Origin of the sequence: Micromonospora sp. NPDC050686 (assembly GCF_040654475.1) — a bacterium.
In the GTDB taxonomy this organism is placed as follows: domain Bacteria; phylum Actinomycetota; class Actinomycetes; order Mycobacteriales; family Micromonosporaceae; genus Micromonospora.
On record NZ_JBFAID010000045.1, the window covers coordinates 1 to 15,537 of the forward strand.

Sequence of the window (15,537 nt, forward strand, 5' to 3'; positions counted from 1 at the left end):
AACCGGCACGCCCTACAACGAGACGACCGCCTGGCCACACCACACCGCCGAACCCGCTACTTGACACTCGTACGTCCTGGGATGTCTTACACCTCAGAAGGTGTGCTCGGGGGCGGGGAACTCGCCGCCGCGGACCTCGTCGGCGAAGCGGCGGGTCGCCTCGGAGAGGGTGCCGGCCAGGTCGGCGTAGCGCTTGACGAAGCGCGGCGCCTTGCCGGTGCGCAGGCCGGCCATGTCCTGCCAGACCAGCACCTGGGCGTCGGTGTCCGGGCCGGCGCCGATGCCCACGGTCGGGATCGGCAGCTCGGCGGTGATCCGCTTGGCCACCTCGCCCGGCACCATCTCCAGCACCACCGCGAAGGCGCCGGCCTCGGCCACCGCCCGCGCGTCGGCGATCACGTCGTCGGCGGCGTCACCGCGCCCCTGCACCCGGTAGCCGCCGATCGCGTGCTCGCTCTGCGGGGTGAAGCCGATGTGCGCCATCACCGGGATGCCGGCACCGGTGATCGCGGCGACCTGCTCGGCGCAGCGCCGGCCGCCCTCCAGCTTCACCGCGTGGCAGCCGCCCTCCTTCATGAACCGCACCGCGGTGCGCAGCGCCTGCGTCGGCCCCTCCTCGTACGAGCCGAACGGCAGGTCGCCGACGATCAGGGCCTGCCGGGTGGCGCGGACCACCGCGCGGACCAGCGGCAGCAGCTCCTCGGCGGTCACCGGCACGGTCGTCTCGTAGCCGAAGACGTTGTTCGCGGCCGAGTCGCCGACCAGCAGCACCGGGATGCCCGCGGCGTCGAAGATCCCGGCGGTGTACTGGTCGTACGAGGTGAGCATCGACCAGCGCTCGCCGCGCTCCTTGGCGGCGATCAGGTCGCGGGTGCGTACCCGTCGGGTGGCCGGCCCGCCGTACAGGGCGGTCACCTCGGTCGGGGTGGATTCCACCATCACTGTCTCCCTTCCTCGAGGCCGCGCACGCGGTCCCCGGGTTCTGCCGCGATCGTCGCACCGGGACGCGGCGGGGCGGCAGGGTCGAGTGCAGGATTTCACTCCCGGCGGGGCCGGCGCGCGGCCCGGACCGGCTCAGCCGTGCTCCCGCCAGCGGTTGGTGATCGGCAGGCGACGGTCCCGCCCGAACGCCTTGATGGAGATCTTCGTGCCGGGGGCGGACTGGCGCCGCTTGTACTCGGCGAGGTCCACCATCCGCAGCACCTTGTCCACCACCGCCGGGTCGTGGCCCGAGGCGATCAGCCCGTCCCGGCCGAGGTCCCCGTCCACGTAGCCGATCAGGATCGGGTCGAGCACGTCGTACTCCGGCAGGGTGTCGCTGTCGAGCTGGCCCGGGCTCAGCTCCGCCGACGGCGGCTTGCCGATCGAGTTCTCCGGGATCGGCGGGGTCTCGCCGCGGGCGGCGGCCTCCGCGTTGCGCCACTTCGCCAGCCGCCAGACCAGCGTTTTCCAGACGTCCTTGATGGGGTTGTAGCCGCCGACCGAGTCGCCGTAGAGGGTGGAGTAACCGACCGCCAGCTCGCTCTTGTTGCCGGTGGTGAGGACCAGGTGGCCCTCCTGGTTCGACAGCGCCATCAGGAGCACGCCGCGCACCCGGGCCTGGAGGTTCTCCACGGTCACCCCGGACAGCGACAGGTTGGCCAGGAAGGCGTCCACCATCGGCTGGATCGGCTCGACCCGGTAGTCCAGCCCGGTGCGCTTGGCCAGCTCGGCCGCGTCCTCCCGGGAGTGCTCCGACGAGTGCTGGCTGGGCAGCGACACGCCGACCACCCGGTCGGGGCCGAGCGCGTCCACCGCCAGGGCCGCCACCACCGCCGAGTCGATGCCGCCGGAGAGGCCGAGCACCACCGACGGGAACCGGTTCTTGTCGACGTAGTCGCGCAGGCCGACCACCAGCGCCTGCCACACCTCGGCCTCGTCGGCGACCGGCTCGATGATCCCGCCGGTCGCGGACTGCCCGGCGGGCGCGGGCGGCAGGATGTCGCTGATCTTCGCCCGGACGATCCGCATGTCGTCGGCCAACTGCTCGCCCTGGCCGGCCGGCTCCACCGCCGTGGGCAGCTCCACGTCGTGCACCAGCAGGTGCTCCACGAACTGCGGCGCCCGGGCGAGCAGGGCGCCGTCGGCACCGACGATCATCGAGTCGCCATCGTAGACCAGCTCGTCCTGGCCGCCGACCATGTTCACGTACGCGATGGTGGCGCCGGCCTCGGCGGCCCGGCGGCGGACCAGCGGCAGCCGCACGTCGTCCTTGTTCAGCTCGTACGGCGAGCCGTTGATGGTGAGCACCAGCCCGACGCCGGCCTGCCGGGCCACCGCGAACGGGCCGCCGGCCTGCCACAGGTCCTCGCAGATGGTCAGCGCGACGTCGACCCCGCCGATCCGGACCACGGTGAGGATGTCGCCCGGCACGAAGTAGCGGTCCTCGTCGAACACGCCGTAGTTGGGCAGGTGGTGCTTGAAGTAGGTGGCCACCACCCGGCCCTGGTGCAGCAGCGCGGCGGCGTTGCGGGCGCCCCGGCCCGGCTCGGCGTCGGCGCTCACCTGCGGCGGCCCGTCGGCGTCCAGGTAGCCGACCAGCACCGGCAGGTCGCCCAGCCCGTCGGCGGCCAGGTCGGCGGCGAGCCGGTCCCGGGCGGCCTGCGACGCCGCGACGAACGAGCGCCGGAAGACCATGTCCTCGACCGGGTAACCGGTGAGCATCAGCTCGGGGAAGAGGACCAGTTGGGCGCCGGCGTCGGCGGCCCGGCGGGCCCAGGCGCGGACCAGGTCGGCGTTGCCGGCGATGTCGCCTACGGTCGGGTTGACCTGCGACAGGGCGAGACGCAGCGTGGGCATGCCCTCATCTTGCCCCAGCCACCGGCGCCCGACACCGGCGGACCGCCCGACACCGGCGTAGGTGGGACACGGCCGCACGCCGTGTCCGGCGAGCGCGTAACGTCGGCGTAACGAGGTCGATGGACACTGGTCGGTCAGGCGCGTGGCCGGTCCGACCGGTGGCGGAGAACAGTGTCGCGAGGTGTTGAAGTGGACCGTCAGCAGGAGTTCGTCCTCCGCACGCTGGAAGAACGGGACATCCGTTTCGTCCGGCTGTGGTTCACCGACGTGCTCGGCACGCTCAAGAGCGTGTCGGTCGCGCCCGCTGAGCTGGAGGCGGCCTTCGAGGAGGGCATCGGCTTCGACGGCTCCGCGATCGAGGGTTTCGCCCGGGTCTTCGAGTCGGACATGGTCGCCATGCCCGACCCGACCACCTTCCAGGTCTTCCCGTTCGAGGGCGGGGTCAGCGGCGAGAGCGCCCGGATGTTCTGCGACATCCTGCTGCCCGACGGCGCCCCGTCCTGGGCCGACCCCCGGCACGTGCTGCGCCGCGCGCTGTCCAGGGCCGCCGAGAAGGGCTTCACGTTCTACACCCACCCGGAGATCGAGTTCTTCCTGCTGGAGAACGGGCCCCAGGACGGGTCGGTGCCGGTGCCGGTGGACACCGGCGGCTACTTCGAGCACACCACCCACGCGGTGGCCCGGGACTTCCGCCGGCAGGCGGTGCTGGCGCTGGAACGGATCGGCATCTCGGTGGAGTACAGCCACCACGAGGTCGCCCCCGGCCAGCAGGAGATCGACCTGCGCTACGCCGACGCGCTGACCACCGCCGACAACATCATGACCTTCCGGCACGTGGTGAAGGAGGTGGCGCTCTCCACCGGGGTGCAGGCCACCTTCATGCCGAAGCCCTTCACCGACCAGCCGGGCAGCGGCATGCACACCCACCTGTCACTGTTCGAGGGGGAGCGCAACGCGTTCCACGACGGCGGCGACCCGATGAAGCTCTCCAAGGTGGCCAAGTCGTTCATCGCCGGCCTGCTGATGCACGCCCGGGAGTACACCGCGGTCACCAACCAGTGGGTGAACTCGTACAAGCGGCTCTTCCCGCTGGCGCTGCCGGACCGGATCACCGAGAGCCCGGCGTACGTCTGCTGGGGTCACCTGAACCGGTCCGCGCTGGTCCGGGTGCCGGCGTACGGCAAGCCGAACTCGGCCCGGATCGAGGTCCGTTCGCTGGACTCGGCGGCGAACCCGTACCTGGCCTACGCGGTGCTGCTCGGCGCCGGCCTGAAGGGCATCGAGGAGGGCTACGAGCTGCCGCCGGGCGCCGAGGACGACGTCTGGTCGCTGTCCAGCGCCGAGCGCCGGGCCATGGGCTACGAGGCGCTGCCGGAGAACCTGGCCGAGTCGATCGACGTGATGGCCGGCTCGGAGTTGGTCGCGGAGGTGCTCGGCGAGCACGTCTTCGACTTCTTCCTGCGCAACAAGCGGGCCGAGTGGGAGCAGTACCGCCGCGAGGTCACCCCGTACGAGCGGCAGCGCTACCTCTCGCTCTAGATCATGGCGGTGCGGTGCCGCTATCGTCTGCGGCACCGCGCCGGCACGCCGCCGCGCGGCGAGGGCGGGAGGCGGCCGGTGTTTGCGGATCTGCTCAGCGCCGCCAGCCACTTCGGGGCCGCGCTGATCGTCTGCGCCTGCATCGCCTGAGCGCCGTCGTACCCCCGGGTTAGCCTGCGGGAGTGAACCGGACGGATCGGCTCTACGCCCTGGTGGAGGAGTTGCGGGCGGTGTCGCCGCGACCGCGCAGCGCCCGCTGGCTGGCCACGCGGTTCGAGGTGAGCACCCGCACCGTCGAGCGGGACATCGGCGCGTTGCAGGCCGCCGGGGTGCCGATCTGGGCGGAGCCGGGTCGCACCGGCGGCTATGCGCTCGACCGGGCGCACACCCTGCCTCCGGTCAACCTGACCCCCATCGAGGCGGTGGCGATGGCCCTGGCGCTGCACCGCCTGGGCGGCGGCCCGTTCGCCGGGGCCGCCGGCTCCGCGCTGCGCAAGCTGCTGGCCGTGCTGCCGCCGCCCGCCGCCGCCGAGGCGCGCCGGCTGGCCGACCGGGTGCACCTGATCGGCGGCGGGCCGGCCACGCCCGTCCCGGCCGCCGTCGCCGACGCGGTCTCCGCCCGCCGGGTGCTCCGCCTGACGTACGCCGACCGCGCCGGCGCCGATTCGGTACGCGAGGTGGAGCCGCTGGGCTACCTGGGCAACCGGACGCACTGGTACCTGCTGGCCTGGTGCCGGCTGCGCGACGGGCTGCGCTGCTTCCGCACCGACCGGATCGTCTCGGTGCGCGCGCTGGCCGAGCCGGTGACCCGGGAGCTGCGCCCCGGTGACCTGGACATCCCGCACGACCGGGTCCGCGCCCTCACCCTGGCCTAAACACCGACAGGGGGTTGTCGCGGGCCGGGCCGAGAGTGGGGGGTGACGGTTCAACCCGACGACCCACAGGGAGACACCATGTCCGACACGCCCATCACCTGGTTCGAGATCGGCACCGACCGCCCGGAGGAGGCCGAGCGCTTCTACGGCGAGCTGTGCGGGTGGAGCTTCGAGGAGCAGGGCGGCCCCGCCGGGTCGTACCGGGTGACGACGGCCGGCGGGGAGCAGGGGATCGGGGGCGCGATCCGGGCCACCGAGGGGCAGCCGCCGTACGCGATCTTCTACGCCGAGGTCCCCGACGTGGCGGACGCCTGCCGCCGGGCGGAGGCGGCCGGCGGCAAGGTGGTGTCGCCGCCGCGTACCGCGCCGAGCGGGTTGGTCTCCGCCCACCTGGTCGACCCGGCCGGCAACCGGCTCGGCGTCTTCACCCCGCCCACCGGGGCGTGACCCGCCGGGGGCCGGGCCGCGCGGGGCCACGGCCGAGCTGAGGGGTGCGGCGGCCCCACCGGGTACGACCGGCGGGGCCGCCGCTGTGGGGGTGCGGTGGCTCCGCCGGACGACGGGCGCCGGCCAGGAGGGAGAGGGTCGGCCGGCCCGGGCCCGGCGGGGCCACCGGGTCAGTTGCCGCCCGCGCCCCAGCGCATGTGGTGGCCGCCCCGGCCGCCCGGACCGCCCGGGCCCGGGAAGACACCCGCGTCGACGGCCTTCTCGATCGCGTCGGCCTGTTCCTGGGTGAGCTTGCCGTCCTTGACCGCCTGGTCGAGGCGCTCCGTCAGCTTCGCCTGCCGGTCCTCGCCGGTCGGGCGCTGCGGCCGGTCGCCCTGGTGCTGCTCGCGGAGCTTCTCCAGCGCGGCGGTCACCTTCTCGGTCGGCACGCCCAGCTCCTTGGCCAGCGCCTCGGCGAACTCGCCCTGCCGGTCGGCCCGCTCCTGCTGCCGGTCGGTGCCCTGGCCGGTACCGCCCTGATCGGTGCTGCTGCTGGTGCTCGGCGTCCGGGTGGCGTCCCCGGCGAAGGCGGGAGCGGCGATCCCCACCCCGAGTACTCCGGCGGCGGCCAGGCCGGCTAGCAGGTGCTTCTTCGACATCGTGCGGGACATCGGTCCTCCGGTCGGTTGCAGTGTTGGTGCGATGACATCACCCACGGTGACCACCCGACCTGGAGGCAACCCGTGGCGACCCTATGAACCAGCTGGCAATCGCCCCGTCACGAGCCTGCGGAAAGCCGTTGCGCGGGGGAGACGTCGCCGGACGGGGCGCTCTGGGTCACCCTGGCCGGAAGTGGCGGGACGGCCCGGGTGCGGCCGGACGGGGAGACGCGGGTACACCACGACGATCCCGCCGACAGCCGTCCGCTGATCATCACGACCGGCCCGGACGGGGCCCTCTGGTACACCCGCTCCGGGGACGACCGGCTCGGCCGGGTCACCACCGGGGGCGTCACCAGCTCGGTGCCGCTGCCGGCCGGCAGCGGCCCGTGTGGCATCGCCGCCGGTCCGGACGGTGCCCTCTGGTACGCCGCCATGAACCGCGACACCATCGGCCGGGTGACCCTGGACGGGCGGGTGACCGAGTTTCCGCTGCCGGTGACCGGGGCCTTCGCGTCGATGCTCGCCGTCGGCCCCGACGAGGCGCTGTGGTGCACCCTCAACCAGGCCAACGCGATCGCCCGGATCGGCCTGGACGGGCGGGTGCGGCTGCACCCCCTGCCGACCGACGCGGCCGGCCCGGTCGGCATCACCCTCGGCGTCGACGGCGCGCTCTGGTTCGTGGAGATCGCCGCCGGCCAACTCGGCCGGATCACCGTCGACGGCGCGATCACCGAGTTTCCGCTGCCGGACCGGACCGCGCGCCCGCACGCCGTCGTCGCCGACCCGGCCGGCGGCTGCTGGTTCACCGAGTGGGGCGCGAACCGCATCGGCCACCTCGACCCCGCCGGCCACATCGAGGAGTACGACCTGCCCACCCCGAACTCGGAACCCCACGGCCTGACCATGACCCCCGACCGCACCCTCTGGGCAGCCCTGGAACAAGGCCCCCTGGCCCACCTGACCCCCTGACCCTGGCCCCAGCCGAGTTGACCAAGGGGTTTGCGTCGCGGAGTGCCTGCTCTCGCGACGCAAACCCCTTGATCAACCGCCTGGTGAGTGTGCGCGGCGGGGGCGCTCCGGCTAGATGCAGTTGGGGAACTGGGCGTTGACGAGGTTGCAGTTGGTGCCGGGGACCACGGTGCCGGACTGGTCGAAGAAGCGCAGGTTCCAGGTGGCGCCGACGTCGCGCAGGACCGCGTAGCCGAACGTCTGCAGGGTGATGAGGTGTCCCACCGGTAGGCCGTCGACGAGCTGGCCGATCATGGCGCCGTCCTGCCAGTTCTTGACGTCGAGTTCGGTGCCCGAGTCGCCCACGGTCACCTGCGGCGGGCGGCGGGGCGTGGCAGTGCCGAAGTCGAGCATCTGGTAGAGGTGGATGTGGCCGGAGAGGATCAGGTTGATCCGCGGGTCGAGCATGCCGCCGGTGGTCGACGCGACGGCCGTCTCCAGGTCCTGGTCGATCCAGATCGGTCTGCCGTTGGTCTGGCGGATGATCGCCCAGATCGGTGTGTGACTGAGCAGAAAGTTGTCGCCCGGCTGGACGAGAGCGTTGTTCACCTGGTTGAACTGCGTCGTGTAGGTGGCGACCCGGTGCGACTGGTCGCAGGTTGCCGGCGCTTCGTCGCCGGCGCAGGACGTGTCCATGAGCAGCAGTCCCAGGGTCCCCGCGTTGATCCGTACCGGCGGGCTGTAGTCCTCCGGGTTCGGGCCGTTGCAGGCGGTCAGGCTCGGCGTGGTCGCCAGGTAGCGGAACCACACCGGGCCGGCCCGGCCGCAGGTCTCGTGGTTGCCGCGGACGAACACGAACGGCGCCTGCGCCAGCAGGTCCGCCGCCGGCTCGAAGAAGTCGGTGACCAGGCAGCCCCAGGTGTGCGGGCTCAGGCTCGTGCCCGGTCCGCCGCACAGCGGCGCCGGCTGCTGCTGCGGCCGGGACCGGTAGATGTAGTCGCCGGTGTGGACGACCAGGTTCGGCGGGACCGGGCTGGTCGCGGCGTTGGTCGCGACGCGTTCCAGCGGCCAGTTCCACGGCTGCCCGTCGCAGGTCTGGCCCAGCCCCCCCGCCGGGATCCGGCAGCCGGTGTCGCCGATCTCGGCGATGTTGGTCGGGCGTACGGTGGTGGCCCCGGGCTGGGTCCAGTCCGGCAGGGGGACGGTTCCGTTGACGTTGGGGCGCACCGTGGCGGGGCTGGTCAGCACGTCGATCCGCGCCGAGGTGGCGGCCGGCGGGACCAGCCGGGTGCAGACGGTGGCCGTGCTGGGGAACAGGCCCACCGTGCTCTCCAGCACCATCTGGCGTCGTACCGACTGGGTGCCGGTGGTGACCACCAGGATCGGGCAGGTGGGCGCGGGCGTGGCGAACCTGACCTGGGTGCCGGCCGGGGTGAGCTGGGTCCACGCCCAGGCGTCCTGCGGCATCCCCGCCGTCGGCGGCGGCTGCTGTGGCGGTGGTGGCGGCTGTGGCGGTGGCGGACGATGACCGCCGCCGTCGGCCTGGGCCTGGCCGTCGGCTTGGGCGAGCGGCGCGGGCTGGCCGGCGCTGAGGGTCGCCGCGACCAGCGAGCCGATCACCACCGCGAGCCGCAGCGCATTCCGATGCCTCATGGTGTTGCCTCCGCACTGTCGGGTGATCCGCGTCGCCGCCGACGGGTCCGAGCCGGTATGGCCGGTTTACCGACCGTACCGACGGATTTTCACCTTTTGCTGCGGGTCTGCGAAGCCAGCGCCGGGACACACCCGGATGGGTGGTCAGCGGACCGCCGGCGCGACGGTCAACGTGCCCGCGTCCGCGTCGAGGACGGCCGGGGTGCCGACGGGGACGGTGAGCTGGCCCGGGCCGTGGCCGATCGGCAGGCCGCCGAGGACCGGCACGCCCAGGTCGGCGAGGCGGTCGGTGAGCACGTCGACCACGGTGGTGTCCCAGTCGTCGGCGCAGTCGGTGAACTGGCCCACCGCCACCCCGGCGACGCCGTCCAGCGCGCCCGCGCGGCGCAGGTGGGTGAGCATCCGGTCGACCTTGTACGGGGGCTCCTGCACCTCCTCGATCAACAGCACCGTGCCGGTCAGGTCCGGCATGTCCGGGGTGCCGATCGAGGCGGTGACCAGGCAGAGGTTGCCGCCGAGCAGGACGCCCTCCGCGCGACCGGGCGCCCGGACGGCGTACGTCTCCTCCTCCGCCACGGCGGCGACGGTCACCGGCTCGGTGGTCATCAGCGCGGCGTGCAGCGACTGCGCCGAGTGCAGCGGGGTGCGGTCGTCCAGCCACGCCGCGCCCGGCCCGTGCACGCCGGCCAGCCGGGCGCCCCGCCAGAGCGCGAACTGCAGGGCGGTGATGTCGGAGAAGCCCGCCACCACCTTCGGGTCGCGGCGTACCGCGGCCATGTCGATCAGGTCGACCACCCGCTGCGCGCCGTAGCCGCCGCGGGTGCAGATCACCCCGCGGATCTCCGGGTCGGCGAACGCGGCGTTCAGGTCGGCCGCCCGCAGCGCGTCGTCGCCGGCCAGGTAGCCGTGCCGGGCGTACGCGTTCGGCGCCAGCACCGGCCGCAGCCCCCAACCGGTGAGCAGTTCCACTCCCCGCGCCACCCGTTCCGGTCGGGTGGGGCCGGACGGAGAGACCAGCAGCACCGGGTCGCCGGGGCGCAGGACGGGTGGGCGCAGCACGCTCTCGTCGGTGATCACAGCGGTCGAGCCTAACCGCCGTCACCGGGCCCGGCCGAGCCGTTCCGAGCGGGGACGGGCGTACCCGTTAGCCTCGACGGCGTGGCAACCGCGCTGGTGATCGAGAACGACCCGACGGACGACGTCCGCCGGCTGGGGGAGTGGCTGGTCGAGGGGGGCCTCGAGCTGCGGGTGCTGCGCCCGTACGCCGGGGACGAGCTCCCCGCCGACCTCGCGGGGTACGCGGCGCTGGTGGTGCTCGGCGGCGACCAGCAGGCGTACCCGCGCCCCGACGGCACACCCGACGCGCCCTGGTTCCCGGCGCTGGAGGGCCTGCTGCGCAAGGCGGTCCGGCACCGGGTGCCGACCCTCGCCGTCTGCCTGGGCGCGCAGCTGCTGGCCATGGCGCACGCCGGCCTGGTCGAACGCAGCCCGTCCGGCCCGGAGATCGGCCCCGGCGTGGTCGGCAAGCGGGACGCCGCCGAGGGCGACCCGCTGTTCCGGTACGTGCCGCTGATCCCAGACGTGCTCCAGTGGCACGCCGACGAGATCACCGAGCTGCCCCGGGGGGCCACCCTGCTCGCCGCCTCCACCCGCTACCCGCACCAGGCGTTCCGCCTCGGCGACCGGGCCTGGGGCCTCCAGTTCCACATCGAGTGCGACACCGCGATGATCGCCGAGTGGGCGCGCGGCTCGCGGCAGCTCGCCGAGCTGGGGTACGACGAGGAGCTGGTGGTGGCGGCCTGCGACCGGGTGATGGCCGACGTGGAGGAGGTCTGGCAGCCGTTCGCGATCCGGTTCGCCGCCCTCGCCCTCGGTGAGCTGGGCGACGACGTGACCCGACCGACCCTGCCCCTGCTCGGGCACTGAGATGACCAGACCGGCCAGGGGACGCCTCGCCCGGTACGGCTTCGCGGAGGGGGACGGCGCGGCGCGCGCCGCCGACCTGCTCGGCCCGGAGGGGCTCGGCCTGTGGCGGATCGAGGAGCAGGAGCCGGCCGACGAGCCGGCCGCCGAGCTGCTGGCCGGGCTGTCCCGCGCCGCCGACCCGGATCTCGCGCTGCGCCAGCTGCATCGGCTGGTCGAGGCGGAACGCCGGGCCGCCGGCAGCGGCGCGGGGCCGGTCACCGGCGCGGGCAGCACGCCGTCGTCGGCCGGCGGGGCCGGTGGATCAACCGTGCTCGGCGCGTTGCACGACGACCCGGGTCTGCACCGCCGGCTGATCGCGGTGCTGGGCGCCTCCGCCGCGCTCGGTGACCATCTGGTCGCCAACCCGGCCCAGTGGACGGTGCTGGCCACCGCGCCGGACGGGCTGGCCCCCACCGCCGACGGCCGGCTCGACCTGGAGCTGGCCGGCCGGCTGACCCCGTCACGCCAGCCGGTGGCGGTGCTGCGGCAGGCGTACCGGCTGGCGCTGCTGCGGATCGCGGCGGCCGACCTGACCGGCGGGCGAGGGCTGGAACAGACCATGGCGGCGCTCTCCGCGCTGGCCGACGCCACCCTCGCCGCCGCGTACCGGATCGCGGTGGCGGAGCTGCCGGAGGGTACGCCCGAACCGCGGCTGGCCGTGGTCGCGATGGGCAAGTGCGGCGGCGACGAGCTGAACTACGTCTCCGACGTCGACGTGATCTTCGTGGCCGCCGAGGACGCCGACCTGGCCGCGGGCACCACCGTCGCCACCCGGCTGATCCACGTCTGCGGCCTGGTGGCCTGGCCGGTCGACGCCGCGTTGCGGCCCGAGGGCAACCGCGGGCCGCTGGTCCGTACCCTGGCCAGCCATCTCGCCTACTACCGGCGCTGGGCCCGGACCTGGGAGTTCCAGGCGTTGCTCAAGGCCCGGCCGGCCGCCGGTGACCTGGAGCTGGCCCGGGAGTGGATCGGCTCGCTGGCCCCGCTGGTCTGGACCGCGGCCGAGCGCCCGGAGGCGGTCGAGGACGTCCGGGCCATGCGCCGCAGGATCATCGAGAACATCCCGCCGAAGGAGCTGGACCGCGAGATCAAGCGCGGGCCCGGTGGGCTGCGTGACATCGAGTTCGCCGTGCAGCTGCTGCAGCTCGTGCACGGCCGCGGCGACGAGTCGCTGCGGGTGGGCGGCACGGTGCCCGCCCTGCGCGCCCTGGTCGCCGGCGGCTACGTCGGCCGCGCCGACGGCGAGGCGCTGCTGCGCGGCTACCGGTTCCTGCGCGGCGTCGAGCACCGGCTGCAACTCCAGGCGCTGCGTCGCACCCACACCGTGCCGACCGAGCCGGCCGCGCTGCGCTGGCTGGCCGGCGCGCTGGGCTACCAGGCCACGCCGGGGCGCAGCGCCGTCGAGGCGTTCCGCGCCGACTGGGTCGCGCACGCCGCCGAGGTACGCCGGCTGCACGCCAAGCTGCTCTACCGGCCGCTGCTGGAGTCGGTGGCCCGGGTTCCCGCCGACGGCCTGCGGCTCACCCCGGAGGCGGCCCGCAACCGGCTGAAGACGCTCGGCTTCGCCGACCCGGCGGGGGCGCTGCGTCACCTCCAGGCGCTCACCGGCGGGGTCAGCCGGACCGCCGCCATCCAGCGCACCCTGCTGCCGGTGCTGCTCAGCGAGTTCGCCGACGCGCCGGAGCCGGACCGCGGGCTGCTCAACTACCGGCAGGTCTCGGACTCGCTCGGCAGCACCCCGTGGTATCTGCGGCTGCTGCGCGACTCCGGCCCGGTGGCTCGGCGGCTGGCCCGGGTGCTCTCCTCCTCCCGGTACGCCGCCGACCTGCTGGCCCGCGAGCCCGAGGCGCTGCGGCTGCTGGCCGAGGACGCCGAGCTGACCCCGCGCGCCCGGCAGGTGCTCTGCGAGGGTTTCACCGCCGCCGCGGCCCGGCACACCGACCCCGAGCAGGCCACCCGCGCGGTCCGCGCGCTGCGTCGTCGGGAGCTGGTCCGGCTCTCCTGCGCCGGCGTGCTCAGCCGGGCCGGTGGGCTCGCCCCCCGCTCCGACCGGGGCGCGGCGGCGTCGCCGCTGGTGGACGTGGAGGTGGTGGGCACCGCGCTCGCCGACGTCACCGACGCCACCCTGGCCGCCGCGCTGCGGACCGCCCGGGCCGCCCGACAGGAACTGCCCGGGCTGCGCTTCGCGGTGATCGGGATGGGCCGGCTCGGCGGGTACGAGTCGAACTACCTCTCCGACGCCGACGTGCTCTTCGTCTACGACCCGCCGGCCGGCGGCAACGAGAGCGCGGCCAGCGCCGCCGCGCACGCCGTCGCCGAGGAGCTGCGCCGGCTGCTCGGCATGCCCGCCCCGGACCCGGCGCTGGGCGTCGACGCGGACCTGCGCCCCGAGGGGCGGCAGGGCCCGCTGGTGCGCAGCCTCGCCGCGTACGCGCAGTACTACGCCCGCTGGTCGCAGGTGTGGGAGGCACAGGCGCTGCTGCGCGCCCGGTTCGTCTGCGGCGACGCCGACCTGGGCGCGGAGTTCGAGACGATGATCGCCCCGGTGCGCTGGCCGGCGGGCGGGCTGACCCGGGAACAGGTGGTGGAGATCCGCCGGATCAAGGCCCGGGTGGAGACCGAGCGGCTGCCCCGGGGCGCCGACCCGGCCACCCACACCAAGCTGGGCCGGGGCGGGCTGTCCGACGTGGAGTGGGCGGTCCAGCTGCTCCAGCTCCGGCACGCCGGCGACCACCCGCGGCTGCGCGTCACCCGTACCCTCGACGCGCTGGCCGCGGCCCGCGAGGCCGGCCTGGTCGACCCGGACGACGCCGCCGCGATGGCCGCCGGCTGGACGCTCGCCGCGCAGGTCCGCAACGCGCTGATGCTGGTCCGGGGCCGCTCCGGTGACCAGCTGCCCCGGCACGGCGTGGAGCTGGCCGGGGTGGTCCGGCTGCTCGGCGGCGAGGACCCGGGGGAGTTCCTCGACGAGTACCTGCGCACCGGCCGGCGCTCCCGGGCGGCGATGGAACGGGTGCTGGATGCCTGAACCGACCGCCCGGCCGACGCCGGTGGTCGCGGCCTCCGCCGTGCTCGCCGCCGCCCTCGGCGTGCTCTTCCTGCTCGCCCCGCCGATGGGCACCGACCTGGCCGCCCAGGTGGCCCGCGCCGACTTCGCCGCCCGGTACGGCGCCACCCCGGTCGACCTGGGCTGGTACGGCGGGGTGAACCAGTTCGGCTACAGCCTGTTCACCGGCTGGCTGGGCGCTCTGGTCGGCGTCCGCCCGCTCGGGGTGCTCGCCGCGGTGGCCGGCGCGGCGGCGTTCGGCGCGCTGCTGGTCCGGCACCGGGCCCGCCGGCCGCTGCTCGGCGGGCTGCTGGGCGCGGTGGTTCTGGTCGGCAACCTGGCCAGCGGCCGGGTCACCTTCGCCGTCGGGCTGGCCCTCGGGCTGGCCGCCTGCGTCGCGGTGTCGGCGCAGCGCCCGCCCCGGCCGGTCCGGCTGGTCCTCGCCGCGCTGCTCGCCGCCCTGGCCACCTGGGCCAGCCCGGTCGCCGGGCTGTTCACCGGGCTGGCCGGCGCGGCGCTGCTGCTGGCCGGCCTGCGGCGCGGCGCCGGCCCGGGCCGGCCGCTGCTTGGCGGCTGGCGGCTGGACCGCCCCGCCGCGGAGAGCCTGGTGCTCTGCCTCGGCCCGGCGGTGGCGCTGGCCCCGATGGCGGTGCTGTTCGGCAACGGCGGCACCCAGCCGTACGCGGCGGAGTCGATGCGGATCAACGTGGCGTTGGCCGTGCTGGTCTTCTTCGTCCTGCCCCGCCGCCGGCGGGCGCTGCGGGTCGGCGCGGCGCTCACCGTGCTGCTGGTGGTCGCGGCGTTCTACCTGCCCAGCCCGGTCGGTTCCAACGCGATCCGGCTGTCGTTGCTGTTCGCGTTGCCGGTGGCCGCCGCGTTCGCCGCGCTGCCCCCGGCGTGGCTGGCCGCGCTGCTCGCCGCGATGATCTGGTGGCAGCCGCCGTGGATGACCAACGACCTGGGCCGGGCCGGCTCGGCCGAGGCCGGCGCGGCCTTCTACCGGCCGCTCGCCGACGAGCTGGCCCGCCGCCAGCTGGTCGGCCGGGTCGAGGTGGTGCCGCTGCGCGACCACTGGGAGTCGGCGTACCTGCCGCCGACCGTGCCGCTGGCCCGGGGCTGGGAGCGGCAGGTCGACACCGGCCGCAACGCGCTGTTCTACGCCGACCGGCTGGACGCGCAGCGCTACCAGCGGTGGCTGCGCCGGGAGGCGGTGGCCTACGTGGCGGTCGCCCCGGACAGCGTGCCCGACCGGTACGGTCGCGAGGAGGCCGACCTGATCGCCGCCGGCCAGCCGTACCTGCGGGAGGTCTGGCGGGACGCCACCTGGCGGCTGTACGCGGTGGTCGACCCGACGCCGCTGGTCGGCGCGCCGGGACGGCTGGTCGCCGCCGACCGGGCGCAGGTCCGGCTCGCCGTGACCGCCCCCGGTGACGTGCCGGTACGGGTGCGCTGGTCGCGCTGGCTCACCCTCACCGGCCCCGGCGGCTGCCTCGCGCCCGGCGAGGACGGATTCACCACGCTCCGGGCCGCCGCCCCGGGCGACTACCGGGTGTCGAGTTCCCTGCGGCCGAACGGGAGATGCTGA

General features: G+C 74.8%; 12 protein-coding genes. 7 read left to right on the top strand and 5 right to left on the bottom strand.

All coding sequences use genetic code 11. The annotated features are described in order from the left end of the window. Window positions 1-93: 93 nt before the first annotated feature. Together panB and AB0H57_RS24400 are read right to left on the bottom strand one after the other, a co-directional pair. Window positions 94-939 carry a 3-methyl-2-oxobutanoate hydroxymethyltransferase gene (gene panB / locus AB0H57_RS24395; protein WP_357510144.1) on the bottom strand — a complete coding sequence of 282 codons (846 nt, stop codon included), beginning with the start codon at window positions 937-939 and terminating at the stop codon, window positions 94-96. A 135-nt stretch (window positions 940-1,074) separates the two neighbouring features. Next, window positions 1,075-2,838: an NAD+ synthase gene (locus AB0H57_RS24400; RefSeq protein ID WP_357510146.1), complete on the bottom strand. Its 1,764-nt coding sequence runs from the start codon at window positions 2,836-2,838 to the stop codon at window positions 1,075-1,077. Window positions 2,839-3,027: 189 nt separating this feature from the next. Here AB0H57_RS24400 and glnA point away from each other — a divergent pair, with 189 nt between their 5' ends. The 3 genes from glnA to AB0H57_RS24415 all read left to right on the top strand — a co-directional run bounded on the left by glnA (window position 3,028) and on the right by AB0H57_RS24415 (window position 5,699). After that, complete coding sequence (gene glnA / locus AB0H57_RS24405) at window positions 3,028-4,377, top strand: type I glutamate--ammonia ligase (protein WP_357510148.1); 1,350 nt, start codon at window positions 3,028-3,030, stop codon at window positions 4,375-4,377. A 182-nt stretch (window positions 4,378-4,559) separates the two neighbouring features. Next, on the top strand, window positions 4,560-5,252 hold the full coding sequence (locus AB0H57_RS24410; RefSeq protein WP_357510150.1) for a YafY family protein: 693 nt from the start codon (window positions 4,560-4,562) through the stop codon (window positions 5,250-5,252). A gap of 78 nt (window positions 5,253-5,330) precedes the next feature. Beyond that, window positions 5,331-5,699 (top strand): VOC family protein, encoded by a 369-nt coding sequence (locus AB0H57_RS24415; protein ID WP_357510152.1) that lies wholly within the window; start codon window positions 5,331-5,333, stop codon window positions 5,697-5,699. A gap of 170 nt (window positions 5,700-5,869) precedes the next feature. Here the strand turns inward: AB0H57_RS24415 and AB0H57_RS24420 are convergent, their stop codons facing one another. Further along, window positions 5,870-6,349: a hypothetical protein gene (locus AB0H57_RS24420; protein WP_357510154.1), complete on the bottom strand. Its 480-nt coding sequence runs from the start codon at window positions 6,347-6,349 to the stop codon at window positions 5,870-5,872. A 198-nt stretch (window positions 6,350-6,547) separates the two neighbouring features. Here AB0H57_RS24420 and AB0H57_RS24425 point away from each other — a divergent pair, with 198 nt between their 5' ends. Next, window positions 6,548-7,309, top strand: a complete 762-nt coding sequence (locus tag AB0H57_RS24425; RefSeq protein ID WP_357510156.1) for a virginiamycin B lyase — start codon at window positions 6,548-6,550, stop codon at window positions 7,307-7,309. A 111-nt stretch (window positions 7,310-7,420) separates the two neighbouring features. Here AB0H57_RS24425 and AB0H57_RS24430 read toward each other — a convergent pair whose 3' ends face one another. Further along, window positions 7,421-8,941, bottom strand: a complete 1,521-nt coding sequence (locus AB0H57_RS24430; RefSeq protein WP_357510158.1) for a metallophosphoesterase — start codon at window positions 8,939-8,941, stop codon at window positions 7,421-7,423. Window positions 8,942-9,085: 144 nt separating this feature from the next. Further along, a complete protein-coding gene (locus tag AB0H57_RS24435; RefSeq protein ID WP_357510160.1) occupies window positions 9,086-10,018 on the bottom strand; it encodes an LD-carboxypeptidase in 933 nt (310 codons plus the stop codon). An 81-nt stretch (window positions 10,019-10,099) separates the two neighbouring features. Here AB0H57_RS24435 and AB0H57_RS24440 point away from each other — a divergent pair, with 81 nt between their 5' ends. Genes AB0H57_RS24440 through AB0H57_RS24450 form a run of 3 tightly spaced genes read left to right on the top strand, consistent with a single transcriptional unit; the run spans window position 10,100 to window position 15,537 of the window. Next, a complete protein-coding gene (locus tag AB0H57_RS24440; protein WP_357510162.1) occupies window positions 10,100-10,867 on the top strand; it encodes a type 1 glutamine amidotransferase in 768 nt (255 codons plus the stop codon). 1 nt (window position 10,868) lies between these two features. Continuing rightward, window positions 10,869-13,934, top strand: a complete 3,066-nt coding sequence (locus AB0H57_RS24445) for a bifunctional [glutamine synthetase] adenylyltransferase/[glutamine synthetase]-adenylyl-L-tyrosine phosphorylase (protein ID WP_357510164.1) — start codon at window positions 10,869-10,871, stop codon at window positions 13,932-13,934. Continuing rightward, on the top strand, window positions 13,927-15,537 hold the full coding sequence (locus AB0H57_RS24450; RefSeq protein WP_357510166.1) for a hypothetical protein: 1,611 nt from the start codon (window positions 13,927-13,929) through the stop codon (window positions 15,535-15,537). Before AB0H57_RS24445 ends, AB0H57_RS24450 begins: the two co-directional genes overlap by 8 nt.